The organism is Bacillus sp. FH, from assembly GCF_052216825.1.
GTDB classification, from domain to species: domain Bacteria; phylum Bacillota; class Bacilli; order Bacillales; family Bacillaceae_G; genus Bacillus_A; species Bacillus_A paranthracis.
This window is the reverse complement of record NZ_JBQOUU010000001.1, coordinates 1868125-1882810: the sequence shown is the minus strand read 5'-3', so window position 1 is coordinate 1882810 and position 14686 is coordinate 1868125. Positions and strand designations below refer to the sequence as shown.

Below are 14686 nucleotides of genomic sequence, written 5' to 3'. Positions count from 1 at the left end.
ATGAGTAATAAGGTTTGATAAAGTGAGGATGTAACATATGTCTATTAAAACAAGGTTTTTATTTTCTTATATCGCTGTCATTCTCGTTTCCATTACGCTTATATTAATCGCGGGATTTTTAATCGTTTTTTCGATAACAGGTGATTTGGAAGCAGTGAAAAATTTCTATAAAAGCTCCTATATTCAAAAGCCGCTTACGTCAGAAGAAGAGAATGTGTATATTGAGTTAAAGACGGCAGCAAAGAAACATCAATCGCAACTATTAGATGAATCATTCGTTTCATCACTTGAAAAAGAAGGGGTGAAAATTGTTGTAAGAAAGGGAGAAACCATTTCTTATGCTACAAAAGTACTTGAAAGTGGGGCTTTAAAGGAAGCTCTTCCGAAATTTGAATCAGCAAATATTAATAGTCGTGGTACAACGGAACTCGGCGATACATTTTATCGATATGTAAAGTTTGATTTTTATTTTCCTCAGGAAGAAGAGGGGAGTATATTTGTATTAAAGAAGCAAAGTTCATTTGTAGATCTTACACAAAAGTTATTTCCGATTTTGTTCGTATCACTTTTACTGTTAGCTATTTTACTTATTGGATTATTAAGTTACCTCGTCTCAAGAAGTGTTATAAAACCAATCTTTGTATTGAAAGATGCGACTGAAAAAATTAAAGAAGGAAATTTAGATTTTCAAATACCAGTTACATCGCACGATGAAATTGGGCAATTGAATCAAGGATTTGAGGAAATGAGGAAGAAATTAAAAGAATCGATAGAGATGCAAACGCAGTATGAAGAAAATCGAAAAGAGCTCATTTCAAACATCTCTCACGATTTAAAAACACCGATTACATCTATTATTGGATATGTAGAAGGAATAAAAGACGGAGTAGCAAATACGCCAGAAAAAATGGATAAGTATTTGACAACTATCCATACGAAAGCAAGACATATGGATACACTCATTGATGAATTATTTTTATTCTCAAAGCTCGATTTGAATCGAGTTCCCTTTCAGTTTGAAACGGTTGAATTAAATATGTTTATGCAAGAATTAATAGAAGAGATGCAGATGGATTTAAGTAAAGAAGGTATAGAAGTTAACTTACAATTACATGCATCACCACTTTATGTAAAGGCTGATTGCGAAAAGATAAATAGAGTGATATCAAATTTAATTCATAATAGTGTGAAATACATGGATAAAGAAGAAAAGAAAATTACTGTAACAGTATCGAGTGATAACAATAAAGTGATTGTGAAAGTAATGGACAACGGATCAGGTATAGAATCTGATACACTTCCTTATATTTTTGAACGTTTCTATCGTGCAGAGCAATCGAGAAATTCTAGTACAGGTGGAAGTGGACTTGGCTTAGCGATAGCGAAGCAAATTATTGAAGAACATGGCGGGGAAATTTGGGCGGAAAGCGAGCTTGGGGAAGGCACAAGCATTTTCTTCTCATTGGAAAAAGTAGAGAAATGTGGTGAGTAAATTGAAAAGAATTTTACTAATAGAAGATGAAGTAAGCATTGCAGAATTACAGCGAGATTATTTAGAAATTAATGATTTTCAAGTTGATGTCGAACATTCAGGAGAAACAGGTTTACAAATGGCCCTGCAAGAAGACTACGATTTAATTATTTTAGATATTATGCTTCCGAAAATGAATGGATTTGAAATTTGTAAGCAAATTCGAGCTATAAAAGATATTCCGATTTTACTTGTTTCAGCAAAAAAAGAAGATATAGATAAAATTCGCGGGCTCGGTTTAGGAGCGGATGATTATATAACGAAACCGTTTAGCCCGAGTGAATTAGTCGCAAGGGTAAAAGCACATATTTCTCGTTATGAAAGATTATTAGGAAATGTAAGTAAGCAACGCGATACGCTATATATTCACGGAATCTCTATTGATCAAAGGGCGAGGAAAGTTTTTATAAACAATGAAGAAGTTGCGTTTACAACGAAGGAATTTGATTTATTAACATTCTTTGTCACAAACCCAAATCAAGTATTAAATAAAGAACAGCTATTTGAACGTATTTGGGGATTAGACTCCGCTGGTGACTTAGCAACTGTTGTCGTTCATATTAGAAAGCTACGTGAAAAAATTGAAAGAGATCCAGCTCACCCGCAATATATTGAAACGGTATGGGGAGCTGGTTATCGTTTTAACGTGTAGGGAACCTGTCAAAGCTTTGGCAGGTTTTTTTATGTGATCAAAAGGGAAGAATAGGTAATTTATGTTAAAATATAAAAAGAGATAAAACATAGGAGAGTGTGAGAGGGCGTGCTACATTTTGGGGGATATATTAAAAGATAATAAATCAAACAAGATTTTAAAGATTGGAACTAATATCATACTTGTTTTATTACTAATAGGCGCAATACAAATGTTTTATGAGGAAGATTCTACGAATGATCATTTCGGTGGGTTGTTTATGATGGTCTTTTTTGCAATTAAAATAGTTTCTAGTTTTCTAATAAGTTTAAAAGAAGGAGATAAAAAGGCAGTATTTATTGATTTAGGTTTAGTGGTTTTGTGTGTTCTTCTTTTAATTGTTACTAGTTGAAATATTTCTTTTGAAAAAAGCTCATAGTCTTATAGAGGCTGTGAGCTTTCTTTAATAATAACGGTACTAGTGTAATGATTTATAAAATTCTTGAGTAGTAGAAATAAATTGAGCAGCTTCTTCTAAAAAAGGATAATGATTACTCTCTTCAAATGTCACAAAAATAGAATTACGTATGCCCTCATGCATCTCAATAGAATACTGAATCGGGCACTGTACATCGTGTCTTCCGCACATAATTATTGTTTTTGTTTTTATAGAAGGTAAATGCTCTCGTAAATCAAATGATGGATATTCATGAGCAAAAGCGTTCATCCGGCTAGCGGACATTGTTGTTTTGATTGGTTTATCAAAACAAGAGTTGTAGTTTTCTCGTTTATACAATGATAATTTTGTTCTCTCAGTAGATAGTTCTTTCCGTTCCTCATTTGTAAGGTGAGGGCTTTTTAAATTTTCGATGAGCTGTTGCATATAATGAAACTGAGGATGTTCCGGATGATAAATACAAAATGGTGTTTCAGTATAGTTACTTGCTGCGGCTCCAACGACGACTAGTGATTGTAAGGATTTTGGATATGTGATTGCGTATAGAAGTCCAAGCATACCACCTGTTGAGTGGCCAGCGAAATGCCATATTGGAAGTTGTAAAGCTTCTCGTATCGCTTCTAAATCGTGAATGGTTTCAATCATACTTAATTCTTTTTCTGAATTGGCTTTTGCGGAGTTACCAGCATCTCGTAAATTAATGAGCAATACACGATGCGTAGAAGTGAAAACATCCGCAAAGTAATCACCAGTCTCATTAAATTGGGAATAGTGATGTGTAATGCAAAGTGGTTCGCCACTGCCTTTAGTAAAAAGCTCGAATGTGCCGCGTTTCGTGTTGACCATTTGTTGTTTCCACATAATATCACGACCTTTTCCCATAAAGTCCGTTAGTACATAAAAATATATCAGCGCAACTCGAAATATATCAGCGATTATCAAAATATATCGGCGCAACTAGGAATATATCAGCGATTATTAAAATATATCGACTTACCGATAGAAATCGACAATAAATAAAAGGAGGCTATTCAAAAACGAGCCTCCTTTTCGTTTAGTACAAAGATTTTTTCATATTATTCCGAATAATTTCAAGGGATTTCGCTACAGTTAATGCGTTCTTTTCTTCAATTTCTGGTTTTCGGGGGATAGGTTTATACATGTTGTCTGGATCTTCCCACGTGAGAGGAAGTTCTGTTTCTGCTTGTCCTTTCCAAGCTTCAATCCATTCTGGAGGGAGATAACCTGAGATGTTTTGGATGTTGTTCATTTCGAGCCAAATGAGTGCCCAAGCCCTTGGGACGACGCGCCAGTGGTCATAGCCACCGCCGCCGACAGCAATCCAGCGACCTTCGCAATATTCGTTAGCGATTTCGCGAGCGAGCTTCGGTATCTCGCGGTAAATATTCATCGTTGCGCAAAGGTGTGTAAGTGGGTCGTAATAATGTGCGTCAGCACCATTTTGCGTTAAAATAATATCCGGTTTAAAGTATGCGGCCACTTCTCTTACGACAGTTCGATAGGAATCTAAAAACGATTCGTCTTCTGTAAAAGCATCGAGTGGAACGTTAAAAGAATAACTATAGCCATTACCTTGTCCTCGTTCGTTTACAGCGCCAGTTCCAGGGAATAAATATCGACCAGTTTCATGTAGTGAAATGGTGCATACGTTAGGATCGTCATAAAAGGACCACTGTACACCATCACCGTGATGAGCATCTGTATCAATATATAAAACGCGTAAACCGTATTTCTTCTGAATATATTTCATTGCGATGGAACTGTCGTTATAAATACAAAAGCCAGATGCCTTGCCGCGGAAGCCGTGATGTAAGCCGCCACCTAAATTAAGCGCGTGCTTTACTTTTCCAGAAAGAACAGCGTCAACAGCTGTTAATGTACCGCCAACGAGTAATGCGCTTGCTTCGTGCATATTTGGAAACATCGGTGTATCTTCTGTTCCGAGTCCATATGTCATTGCAATTGATTTTTCTAACTTTCCTTCTCCAGCACGTTTTACCGCATTTATGTACTCCTCTGTATGAATGTAGGCAATCTCTTCATCTGTAGCCATCCGTGGTGAGATGATTTGAGAAGGAGAGATGAAACCACCCTTTTGTAATAAATCGTACGTAAGTGTGACGCGCAGTTGGTTAAAAGGATGATCAGGGCTAAATGAATAGCCCCGAAAGTCCTCCGAATAAATAAACGCGCTACTCATGCTTGCATCCCCATGATGTTTGGCCATAATACGCGGTAGCCTTCTGCTTCAAGTGCATCAATCACTTTTAGCGGATTCATCGTTTGAATGCGGAAAACGAGTACTTTATCATTCTCATCTTTTGCTGGATAGACGAGAACGCTCACGATATTTATTTGTAACTCACTAAAAATAGCAACGACTTTTCCGAGAATGCCAGGTTCATTTTTTACTTGAATTTCAATTTGTGAACTCGGTTGATGTGCTCCTGTTAATTTCACTAACGTGTGCAGTACAGTAGATTCAGAAATAATTCCAACTAACTTTCCTGCCTTTGTAACAGGAAGACAGCCAATTTTATTTTCAAAAAATAAAGTAGCAATTTCCTCAACAAAGTCGAGAGGATGGCAAGTCATAACAGGATGTTTCATAATCAGTTCGAGCGGTTGCTTCAGCATATCGAGTGAAACTTGTTCATCTAAAATAGACGGACTTGCATCTCTTACATCCCGATCAGAAATAATGCCTACGACATGATTATTTTGATCGACAATTGGAATGTGCCGAATGCCTTTCGTGCGTATCGTTCGGATTGCTGTTTCGATTGTATCGTTTGGATGTAGTGTCACCACATCTTGATTCATAATTTCTTCTACAATCATTCCAGTTGCCCCCTTTATTAATACATAAAACGATTGTGAAAACGTAGACGATCAAATGCTTGAATAGAATCCGTATCAACGCGTTTACCGATGCGGACCATTAAACAGTTAGCAGGATGTGAACAAATTTCAGGATCATCTGTAGCCATCCATTGTAACCCGCCAGCATTCATCATCTTTTCCATTACTTTTCGGTACTCCCAAACATTTAAGCCTGTTTGTTTCAAATCCCAGTGCCAATAATATTCAGTCGTCAATATAATGTAATCTTCCATATAATCGTCCATCATAGAAACCTCTAGTAAGTTCTTTCCGACAGAACTCCCGCGGAAGGCTGGGACCACTTCAATTGCCCCAAGCTCAATTAAGTTTTCCATTTTTCCTTCTGACCATCGTTCAAGTGGATCAGGATACAAGTATGTAACATATCCAACAATCGTTTGGTCATGTCTAGCAATAATGAGACGAGCTTCTGGCAATTTAGAAATTTCGACAATTGCTTTATATTGCTGCTCGGCAGGACGAAACGCAACTAAATCTGGATGAAATTCATACATTTCTAAGTTATGTGTAGAGACAGGCCCTTCAATAATTAAAGTGCCTTTCGCTGTTTTTAAGTTTCTAGCATTATATATTTTTTTATGGATCAATGTATTGCTCACCACCTTGAGGGTTTGTGAATCTATTCATATCGTACTTTATAATATATGCGATGTGAATCGAAATTTGTCATTAAAAATTTGTCTAAAAATCAACAAATATACTGAAAATTTTAAAAAATGTTATTATAATAGATAATAGAATACATAGGAGGGGGATGTAAAGTATGAAAGTAGAAACGCTTCCTGTCATTAAAGGAGAAAATAATTTGCCGAATTATGATGAGGCATACGCGAATTTTAACTGGGAAGAGGTTAATAAAAACTTTACTTGGAATGAAACAGGCCGAGTGAATATGGCGTATGAGGCAATTGATAAGCATGCGAAATCCGATCGGAAGAATAAAGTAGCCCTTTATTATCAAGATGGATCTCGAAAAGAGAAGTATACATTTAAGGAAATGAAGGATTTTTCTAATAAAGCAGGAAATGTCCTAAAAAATTATGGCGATGTAGAAAAAGGCGATCGCGTTTTTATTTTTATGCCGCGTTCCCCAGAGTTATATTTCGCACTTCTTGGTGCAGTGAAGTTGGGAGCAATTGTTGGTCCGCTATTTGAAGCATTTATGGAAGGCGCAGTTCGCGATCGTTTAGAAGATAGCGAAGCAAAAGTGTTAATTACAACACCTGAATTGTTAGAGCGTGTACCATTAAATGATTTACCTGCTTTAAAAACAGTCTTTCTTGTTGGAGATAATGTAGAAGAAGGCGGTAAAACGGTAGCATTCAATCCTTTATTCGAACAAGCTTCAAAAGAATTACATATTGAATGGTTAGGCCGTGAAGACGGTTTGATTCTACATTACACGTCTGGTTCTACTGGTAAGCCAAAAGGTGTGCTTCATGCGCAAAACGCAATGGTTCAGCACTATCAAACGGCGAAGTGGGTATTAGATTTAAAAGAAGACGATGTATATTGGTGCACAGCTGACCCAGGCTGGGTAACGGGAACTGCTTACGGTATTTTCGCGCCGTGGTTAGTCGGAGCATCAAATGTTATTTTAGGCGGACGCTTTAGTCCAGAAGCGTGGTATGAAGCGCTGCAAGATTACGGTGTAACAGTTTGGTATAGCGCACCAACAGCATTTCGCATGTTAATGGGTGCTGGACAAGATGCAATTAAAAAATACGATTTATCACAAGTGCGCCACGTATTAAGCGTTGGTGAACCGTTAAATCCAGAAGTAATTCGCTGGGGTATGAACGCATTTGGACTTCGTATTCATGATACGTGGTGGATGACAGAAACAGGTGGACAAGTTATTTGTAATTACCCTTGCATGGAAATCCGTCCAGGTTCAATGGGTAAACCAATTCCAGGTGTGAAAGCAGCGATTGTTGATAATGAAGGAAATGAAGTGCCTCCATACACAATGGGTAACTTAGCAATTGGTAAAGGTTGGCCAGCTATGATGCGTGGAATTTGGAATAACAAGCAAAAATATGAGTCTTATTTTATGCCGGGCGATTGGTACGTATCAGGTGATTCTGCCTATATGGACGAGGATGGATACTTCTGGTTCCAAGGACGTATTGACGATGTAATTATGACGTCAGGTGAGCGCGTTGGTCCGTTTGAAGTAGAAAGCAAATTAATCGAGCATGCTGCTGTTGCAGAAGCTGGTGTAATTGGTATTCCTGATCCGGTGCGCGGCGAAATTATTAAAGCATTTATCGCGCTTCGTGCAGGGTACGAACCATCTGAAGAATTAAAAGAAGAAATTCGTCAATTTGTAAAGAAAGGTCTAGCAGCTCATGCAGCGCCAAGACAAATTGAATTTAGAGATAAATTACCGAAAACGAGAAGCGGTAAAATTATGCGCCGCGTATTAAAAGCGTGGGAGTTAAACTTACCAACAGGTGACTTATCAACGATGGAAGATTAAGAGAGAAAGGTCTGAACGAAATAATGTTCAGGCCTTTCTTTTTCTTCTCTCTTTAACCTACATATAAAGAGGGAAGAAAATGAAAACAGAAAAAGAAAAAATGATACTAGGAGAAATATATATACCGACTGATCCAGTTGTATGAAAAGATGTGCCAGATCATGTAGTAGTTGACGGGAATCCTGCAAAGATTATAAAAAAATAAAATAATATTTGAACGAAGTGCCTTCCTCGTCTGTATACATTTATGAAAGAATAGATGAGGGAGGCTTTTCTATGTCTAATAAATTACTTCTTACTTTTGCTTTAATTGGAGTTATAGTCGTATTTTCTTGTGGTTTGCTATTACCGATGCCAATCGGATTTAAAGTATCAATGATTACAGCTGGCGTTATGATGATTGTTATGTTTTCAATTATTATTCCATTTGATAGAAAACATATAGTAAGAAAAAATGGATATAAAATTGATTTTATGAAAACAAAAGTATATTTTCGCTGGAATGTATTTGATACGATTTCGGCTTGTCTTGCAGTGTATGCATGCATATGTGTGCAAGCATTAAATATTTTAGTTTCAACTGGCCATACAATTCAAAACCCGTACGTTCAATTTTTTACGAATCAATCACAAGTATGGATTATTGTCGCAAGCTGCTATTTAATTTCCCGTATTTCATTAACGTTAAAAGGAATAAAGGAGATCAAAAACCATGGCGCAGATTGGGATTGAGGAAGAGCTCATGCTTGCGTATCAAAGTGGAGATAAGCAGGCTGGGGAAAAACTATACGTTTTAATCAAACCAGCGCTATACACATTTTTATATCGATTTAACCGAGATGAACAATTAAGTATCGATCTCGTGCAAGATACGTTTTTGACGTTAGAACGAAAGAAACATATGTATGAACTTGAAAAAGGAAAAATAAAAACGTATTTATTTCAAATCGGTTATCGTCTTATGATTAATAAATTAAATAGGAGAAAAAAGTGGCGTACGCTTTTGCCGTTTTTAGCGCCGATTCCGGAAAAAGAATTCTCTCACGAAGATCGGCTCACAGTAAGAGAAGCAATTTTGAAAGTTCCAGAAGAGCAAAGAGCGGTCCTAATCCTTTCTTATTATCATGATATGCAGCAAAAAGAAATTGCAGAGGTATTAGATATTCCAGTCGGAACGGTGAAGTCGAGACTTCATAACGGGATAAAGAAATTGAAACAATTGCTGGAGGTGGACGAAATTGAGCGAAAATCCCTTTAAGAGTGAATATAAATTAAAACAGCATTTAGATAGTGACCATGTAGAAGTACCGGACTTTCCAAAAACGGTAAGTCGATTCGATCGATTAATCGGGTTTCTTGGTTCCCCGGCGAAAGATCCTGTGGAAGCGACAATTGGGAATGATTTATCAGTTGTGTTTCACGTATCGTTATTAGTTGGGGTTCCAATTCTTTCTCTTATTACGATACTCTTTATGACGTTGTAAAGGATTGGCAAGAAGAGAAACCCGACCTTATTTGACACGCCTATATAAATGATGGTATAAAGAAAAGTATATGAATAATTGAGCGTGGAAAGGGAGAAGTAGTGATCATTTCCCTGTTTTAGAGAGCTGATGGCCGGTGAAAATCAGCACATAGATGATCGCGAATTACGCCCCTAGAGCATCTTTTTTCGATTGAATTGTATTCAAAAGGGAAGAGACGGTGCTAAGCCGTTATGTAAATAAGGTGGTAGGCTTTTTTTGGTCTGCAACTAGGGTGGTAACGCGATAATCAAAATCGTCCCTTATTTGAAGGGGCGATTTTTTTATGTTTTTAACCTTCACGCCAGTAATGAACTTAAAGGAGAGTATGTAGGATATGGGTATTTTACAAGATCTTGAATTTCGCGGTCTAATTAATCAGCAAACAGACGCTGAGGGCCTTGAGCAATTATTAGAAAAAGAAAGCGTTAAATTATACTGTGGTTTCGACCCGACAGCGGATAGCTTACACATCGGTCATATGTTACCAGTATTAATGTTACGTCGTTTCCAATTAGCTGGTCACCAACCAATCGCACTTGTTGGCGGTGGTACTGGTATGATCGGTGATCCAAGTGGTAAAAAAGCAGAGCGTACATTAAATACGAAAGATACAGTTGCTTACTACACAGAAAGCATTAAAAACCAACTTTCAAACTTCTTAGAGTTCGAAAACGTGGAAAACCCAGCAACAATGGCTAACAACTATGATTGGCTTGGTAACTTAGATGTCATTTCATTCTTACGCGATATCGGTAAAAACTTCGGTTTAAACTATATGCTAGCAAAAGATACAGTAGCATCTCGTTTAGAGACTGGTATTTCATTTACTGAGTTTAGTTACATGATTTTACAATCATACGACTTCTTAAACTTATACCAACACCATAATTGCCGCCTACAAATCGGTGGTAGTGACCAATGGGGTAACATTACAGCTGGTCTTGAATTAATCCGTAAATCAGAAGAAGATGCGAAAGCATTCGGTTTAACAATTCCACTTGTTACTAAGTCTGATGGTACGAAGTTTGGTAAAACAGAAGGCGGCGCAATTTGGTTAGACCCAGAGAAAACAACTCCTTACGAGTTCTACCAATTCTGGATTAACACAGATGACCGAGACGTTGTTAAATACTTAAAATACTTTACATTCTTATCTCATGAAGAAATTCTTGAGCTTGAAAAGCAAGTAGCTGAAGCACCAGAAAAACGTGCAGCACAAAAAGCATTAGGTGCAGAAATGACAAAACTTGTTCACGGCGAAGAAGCATTAGAGCAAGCGATTAAAATTTCAGCTGCATTATTCAGCGGTTCTGTAGCAGAATTGACTGCAAGCGAAATCGAGCAAGGATTCAAAGACGTACCATCTGTAGAACGCACTGCAGAAGATACAGTATTAATCGACTTACTTGTAGAAAGCAAAATCTCTCCATCAAAACGTCAAGCACGTGAAGATGTAACGAACGGTGCAATCTACGTAAACGGTGAGCGTACACAAGCATTAGACTACGTTGTAACAGAAAAAGACCGCATCGAAGGTAAATTCACAATCATTCGCCGCGGTAAAAAGAAATATTTCTTAATTCGTTACTAATCCGAAACGAATATAAACAAATAGTACCCCGAATTGTAGGCTGAAAAGTTTATGATTCGGGGTTTTTATGTATGGATTTAAAACGCCGCATCTTTTCTTTTGAATAGAATATAAAGAATTAATATGAGCATATAAAGTAAACTCACTAGCATAACGATAAATGCTGTTGGATAAAATTTTGCTGCGTATATAAAAAAATCGATTTGATAAATATCTTCGTAATTTGAAACGGTGCCTTTGAAGTAATTCGTAAACTTAGCGCTATATTTCCATTCATCAGGATCATCTATTAAATTACTTCCCTGATACCAATTAATAAGCGCGGAAGTAATAAACAACATACATGCACTGCCTAACTGAACCATTTGGTTTATTGTCAAAATGAATCAACCTCCTATTTTATGGTTATTATAGCGTGCATTCATATACTTGTAACCATTTTGTTGTAATCTCCTTTTCGAGTTCATACGGAAATCACATGTAAGCGGTATGATAAATGTATAACAACTAGAAAGGAGTGGTAAAACAAAATGTCACTAGAAGCGCTCATTATTTTTTCTTTGCTAAATGCGGGTCAGCTTGCAGAGAATTCAAAGGTGGATGTACATAAAGAGCAGAAAGATGCTTATGTATATGTTCAGAAAGAGGAAAATAAATAACTTTATTTTATATATAAACGAAAAAAGCCAATCCACAGGATTGGCTTTTTGTCATTAACGAGAGTAGAACTCTACGATTAATGCTTCGTTGATTTCAGCTGGTAACTCAGCACGCTCAGCGTGACGAGTGTAAGTAGCTTCTAATTTGTCAGCATCGAAAGTTAAGTATTCTGGTACGAAGTTGTTAACTTCGATCGCTTCTTTAACAACAACAAGGTTGCTAGATTTTTCGCGAACGCTGATAGTTTGACCAGGTTTTACACGGTAAGATGGGATATCTACGCGAGCGCCATCAACCATGATGTGACCGTGGTTTACTAATTGGCGAGCTGCACGACGAGTGCGAGCTAAGCCCATACGGTAAACTAAGTTGTCAAGACGAGCTTCAAGAAGGATCATGAAGTTTTCGCCGTGCTTACCAGGCATTTTACCTGCTTGGTCAAATGTGCGACGGAATTGACGCTCAGTCATGCCGTACATGTGACGAAGTTTTTGTTTCTCTTGTAATTGTAAACCGTATTCTGAAAGTTTCTTACGTTGGTTAGGACCGTGAGGACCTGGTGCGTAAGGGCGTTTTTCTAATTCTTTTCCTGTGCCGCTTAGAGAGATTCCAAGACGACGAGACAGTTTCCAAGCTGGACCTGTATAACGAGCCATAGTTGACTCCTCCTTTAAAATGTTTTTATTTACGTAAAATAAAAACAGACGTAATCGATATTTACGGGCATTTTGTTTTCATGTACCTTCGCTCCAGCAGCAGGGAGTTACGAGATACACCTCCGTAGAGGAACAAAATACAAACGATAAACTCACATTACAAGGCTGCCTTTTTATTTTACACAAACGCTATTATATCTTTTACCCAGAGTTTCGTCAAGCGAGTACGTTTTTGTTTTATGCATATAAATTTTGGAAATGAACAAGAAGGAATTTAAAACGATATAAAAGAAGAGATAGAAACACAAATAAAACGCTTACATAAAATGAAGTAAAACGTTCATCAAAGTTTTAATGATGAATATGCGGCAATAAAAACATAAAAGGGGATGTTTTTATGAAAAAGAAGCATATGGAGACAGCGTTAATTCATCACGGTTATACATCAGAGGAACATAAAGGAAGTTTAACACCGCCTTTATTTCAAACGTCTACATTTACATTTGAGACTGCGCAGCAAGGAGAGGCAAGTTTTGCGGGAGTGGATCCATCTTATATTTACTCAAGACTTGGAAATCCGACTGTGAAATTATTCGAAGAACGTATGGCGGTGTTAGAAGGAGGAGAAGAAGCGCTTGCTTTCGGATCCGGTATGGCAGCTATTTCCGCAACGTTAATTGGTTTTCTAAAAGCTGGAGATCATATTATTTGTTCAAATGGATTATACGGCTGCACATACGGTTTTTTAGAAGTGTTAGAAGAAAAATTTATGATTACGCATTCGTTTTGTGATATGGAGACAGAGGCTGATATGGAAAATAAAATTCGCCCGAATACAAAGCTTATTTTCGTTGAAACACCGATTAATCCGACAATGAAATTAATTGATTTAAAACAAGTGATTCGGGTTGCGAAGCGAAATGGGTTACTTGTTATTGTTGATAATACGTTTTGTTCACCTTATTTACAAAGACCGCTTGAACTTGGCTGTGACGCGGTTGTTCATAGTGCGACAAAATATATTGGTGGTCACGGTGATGTTGTGGCGGGTGTAACAATTTGTAAAACGAAAGCGTTAGCTGAAAAAATCCGCCCGATGCGAAAAGATATCGGCGGTATTATGGCACCGTTTGACGCATGGTTATTGTTACGCGGATTAAAGACACTAGCAGTAAGAATGGATCGTCATTGTGATAATGCAGAAAAAATTGTATCGTTCCTAAAAAATCATGATGCGGTAGAAGGTGTTTGGTATCCAGAAGGAGAGTTAGCATCTCGCCAAATGAAACGTGGGGGCGGTGTTATATCTTTTTCAATTAAAGGCGGGAAAGAAGAGACGCAGGCGTTTATTAATGACCTTCACTTTATTACAATTGCGGTAAGTTTAGGAGATACAGAAACGTTAATTCAGCACCCAGCAACGATGACGCACGCCGCGATTCCAGCTGCGTTAAGACAAGAAATGGGCATTTATGATAATTTAATACGTTTATCTGTCGGTTTAGAATCGTGGGAGGATATTGTTTCTGATTTAGAGCAAGCGTTAAAGAAAATATCTACTGTTAGTAATCAATAAAAAAAGAGCTAGCTATCGGTTTTGTACGTCATGTACTTAATCGATAACTAGCTCTTTTTTGTTACATATGTTTTAGGAGTGTTTCCACAAACTTTTCTAAATAGCGCTGATCTACTTCGTCGAAACGGTTTTTTTCAGGGCTATCAATATCAAGTACACCAATGACATTCCCATCCTTAATAATCGGTACGACGATTTCTGAATTTGAAGCACTGTCGCAAGCGATGTGTCCTGGGAATTGATGAACGTCTGCTACAAGCTGTGTTGTTTTCGTTTCAGCTGCAACGCCGCAAACGCCTCGTCCAAATGGAATGCGCACGCAAGCAGGCATTCCTTGGAATGGTCCAAGAACAAGCTGATTTCCTTCTGTTACGTAAAAGCCAACCCAATTAACACGATCCAAAAATTGGTTTAATAATGCGGACGCATTTGATAAGTTTGCGACTACGTTTGATTCGCCAGTTAATAATGCATCCAGTTGTTTTATTACTGTCTCATATTGCTGCACGCGAGATCCTGTATAACTTTCTTTAGTAAACATGGAAACAGCTCCTTTTTTATCGAGATGTGTAAAATATTAGCAAAATACGATGTGTTTCACATGACTTTGTCGATAGAAAATTAAAGGAATTTGTCTTAAAAGTCAAGAAA

General features: G+C 37.4%; 17 protein-coding genes and 1 other annotated feature. Of the genes, 10 read left to right on the top strand and 7 right to left on the bottom strand.

The genetic code is table 11. The features are described 5' to 3' along the window. The first annotated feature begins 37 nt into the window (after positions 1-37). The 3 genes from ACTT1L_RS09980 (at position 38) to ACTT1L_RS09970 (ending at position 2574) form a co-directional block, all read left to right on the top strand. Entirely contained in the window at positions 38-1492 is a 1455-nt protein-coding gene (locus ACTT1L_RS09980; RefSeq protein ID WP_000023851.1) for a sensor histidine kinase, read from the top strand. Between the two features lies 1 nt (position 1493). Continuing rightward, positions 1494-2183 (top strand): response regulator transcription factor, encoded by a 690-nt coding sequence (locus tag ACTT1L_RS09975; protein ID WP_001993852.1) that lies wholly within the window; start codon positions 1494-1496, stop codon positions 2181-2183. A 118-nt stretch (positions 2184-2301) separates the two neighbouring features. Continuing rightward, positions 2302-2574, top strand: a complete 273-nt coding sequence (locus ACTT1L_RS09970; RefSeq protein ID WP_220779949.1) for a hypothetical protein — start codon at positions 2302-2304, stop codon at positions 2572-2574. A 66-nt stretch (positions 2575-2640) separates the two neighbouring features. On the opposite strand, the gene ACTT1L_RS09965 is transcribed toward ACTT1L_RS09970, so the two are convergent. The 4 genes from ACTT1L_RS09965 to acuA form a co-directional block, all read right to left on the bottom strand. After that, positions 2641-3501 carry an alpha/beta fold hydrolase gene (locus ACTT1L_RS09965; RefSeq protein WP_142243781.1) on the bottom strand — a complete coding sequence of 287 codons (861 nt, stop codon included), beginning with the start codon at positions 3499-3501 and terminating at the stop codon, positions 2641-2643. A gap of 172 nt (positions 3502-3673) precedes the next feature. Continuing rightward, entirely contained in the window at positions 3674-4840 is a 1167-nt protein-coding gene (gene acuC, locus ACTT1L_RS09960) for an acetoin utilization protein AcuC (protein ID WP_076868242.1), read from the bottom strand. Then, the gene (locus ACTT1L_RS09955) at positions 4837-5481 is read right to left on the bottom strand and encodes an acetoin utilization AcuB family protein (RefSeq protein ID WP_000634568.1); all 645 of its coding nucleotides are present in this window, start codon (positions 5479-5481) and stop codon (positions 4837-4839) included. Before ACTT1L_RS09955 ends, acuC begins: the two co-directional genes overlap by 4 nt. Before the next feature lie 17 nt (positions 5482-5498). Continuing rightward, the gene (gene acuA, locus ACTT1L_RS09950) at positions 5499-6131 is read right to left on the bottom strand and encodes an acetoin utilization protein acetyltransferase AcuA (RefSeq protein ID WP_000581400.1); all 633 of its coding nucleotides are present in this window, start codon (positions 6129-6131) and stop codon (positions 5499-5501) included. A gap of 176 nt (positions 6132-6307) precedes the next feature. On the opposite strand from acuA, the gene acsA reads away from it, so the two are divergent. From acsA to tyrS, 5 genes are all read left to right on the top strand, one after another. Beyond that, positions 6308-8026 carry an acetate--CoA ligase gene (gene acsA / locus ACTT1L_RS09945; protein WP_000862052.1) on the top strand — a complete coding sequence of 573 codons (1719 nt, stop codon included), beginning with the start codon at positions 6308-6310 and terminating at the stop codon, positions 8024-8026. A gap of 276 nt (positions 8027-8302) precedes the next feature. Further along, entirely contained in the window at positions 8303-8758 is a 456-nt protein-coding gene (locus ACTT1L_RS09940) for a hypothetical protein (RefSeq protein ID WP_000066453.1), read from the top strand. After that, the gene (locus ACTT1L_RS09935) at positions 8739-9284 is read left to right on the top strand and encodes an RNA polymerase sigma factor (RefSeq protein ID WP_048557724.1); all 546 of its coding nucleotides are present in this window, start codon (positions 8739-8741) and stop codon (positions 9282-9284) included. Before ACTT1L_RS09940 ends, ACTT1L_RS09935 begins: the two co-directional genes overlap by 20 nt. Then, positions 9265-9510: a hypothetical protein gene (locus tag ACTT1L_RS09930; protein WP_001293796.1), complete on the top strand. Its 246-nt coding sequence runs from the start codon at positions 9265-9267 to the stop codon at positions 9508-9510. The genes ACTT1L_RS09935 and ACTT1L_RS09930 overlap by 20 nt, the downstream gene beginning before the upstream one ends. A 76-nt stretch (positions 9511-9586) precedes the next feature. Then, positions 9587-9816, top strand: a binding site (T-box leader). A 70-nt stretch (positions 9817-9886) separates the two neighbouring features. Beyond that, the gene (gene tyrS / locus ACTT1L_RS09925) at positions 9887-11143 is read left to right on the top strand and encodes a tyrosine--tRNA ligase (protein WP_000512096.1); all 1257 of its coding nucleotides are present in this window, start codon (positions 9887-9889) and stop codon (positions 11141-11143) included. A gap of 77 nt (positions 11144-11220) precedes the next feature. Here tyrS and ACTT1L_RS09920 read toward each other — a convergent pair whose 3' ends face one another. Then, a complete protein-coding gene (locus ACTT1L_RS09920; protein WP_000154634.1) occupies positions 11221-11523 on the bottom strand; it encodes a YjdJ family protein in 303 nt (100 codons plus the stop codon). 150 nt (positions 11524-11673) lie between these two features. Between ACTT1L_RS09920 and ACTT1L_RS09915 the strand changes: the two genes are divergently transcribed. Beyond that, entirely contained in the window at positions 11674-11802 is a 129-nt protein-coding gene (locus tag ACTT1L_RS09915; RefSeq protein WP_000050944.1) for a hypothetical protein, read from the top strand. A gap of 54 nt (positions 11803-11856) precedes the next feature. Here ACTT1L_RS09915 and rpsD read toward each other — a convergent pair whose 3' ends face one another. Next, positions 11857-12459 (bottom strand): 30S ribosomal protein S4, encoded by a 603-nt coding sequence (gene rpsD, locus ACTT1L_RS09910; protein ID WP_000135319.1) that lies wholly within the window; start codon positions 12457-12459, stop codon positions 11857-11859. A gap of 397 nt (positions 12460-12856) precedes the next feature. Here rpsD and megL point away from each other — a divergent pair, with 397 nt between their 5' ends. Then, on the top strand, positions 12857-14035 hold the full coding sequence (gene megL, locus ACTT1L_RS09905) for a methionine gamma-lyase (protein ID WP_000726590.1): 1179 nt from the start codon (positions 12857-12859) through the stop codon (positions 14033-14035). A 61-nt stretch (positions 14036-14096) separates the two neighbouring features. Here the strand turns inward: megL and ACTT1L_RS09900 are convergent, their stop codons facing one another. Continuing rightward, the gene (locus ACTT1L_RS09900) at positions 14097-14576 is read right to left on the bottom strand and encodes a GAF domain-containing protein (protein ID WP_000494346.1); all 480 of its coding nucleotides are present in this window, start codon (positions 14574-14576) and stop codon (positions 14097-14099) included. Between the last annotated feature and the right edge of the window lie 110 nt (positions 14577-14686).

Excerpts from the sequence above, each read along its gene's own strand:
- ACTT1L_RS09955 (WP_000634568.1), bottom strand. The coding sequence starts at position 5,481 with ATGATTGTAGAAGAAATTATGAATCAAGATGTGGTGACACTACATCCA.
- ACTT1L_RS09980 (WP_000023851.1), top strand. The coding sequence starts at position 38 with ATGTCTATTAAAACAAGGTTTTTATTTTCTTATATCGCTGTCATTCTC.
- ACTT1L_RS09915 (WP_000050944.1), top strand. The coding sequence starts at position 11,674 with ATGTCACTAGAAGCGCTCATTATTTTTTCTTTGCTAAATGCGGGTCAG.
- ACTT1L_RS09935 (WP_048557724.1), top strand. The coding sequence starts at position 8,739 with ATGGCGCAGATTGGGATTGAGGAAGAGCTCATGCTTGCGTATCAAAGT.
- ACTT1L_RS09940 (WP_000066453.1), top strand. The coding sequence starts at position 8,303 with ATGTCTAATAAATTACTTCTTACTTTTGCTTTAATTGGAGTTATAGTC.
- ACTT1L_RS09965 (WP_142243781.1), bottom strand. The coding sequence starts at position 3,501 with ATGGGAAAAGGTCGTGATATTATGTGGAAACAACAAATGGTCAACACG.
- ACTT1L_RS09900 (WP_000494346.1), bottom strand. The coding sequence starts at position 14,576 with ATGTTTACTAAAGAAAGTTATACAGGATCTCGCGTGCAGCAATATGAG.
- tyrS (WP_000512096.1), top strand. The coding sequence starts at position 9,887 with ATGGGTATTTTACAAGATCTTGAATTTCGCGGTCTAATTAATCAGCAA.
- rpsD (WP_000135319.1), bottom strand. The coding sequence starts at position 12,459 with ATGGCTCGTTATACAGGTCCAGCTTGGAAACTGTCTCGTCGTCTTGGA.
- acuC (WP_076868242.1), bottom strand. The coding sequence starts at position 4,840 with ATGAGTAGCGCGTTTATTTATTCGGAGGACTTTCGGGGCTATTCATTT.
- megL (WP_000726590.1), top strand. The coding sequence starts at position 12,857 with ATGAAAAAGAAGCATATGGAGACAGCGTTAATTCATCACGGTTATACA.
- acsA (WP_000862052.1), top strand. The coding sequence starts at position 6,308 with ATGAAAGTAGAAACGCTTCCTGTCATTAAAGGAGAAAATAATTTGCCG.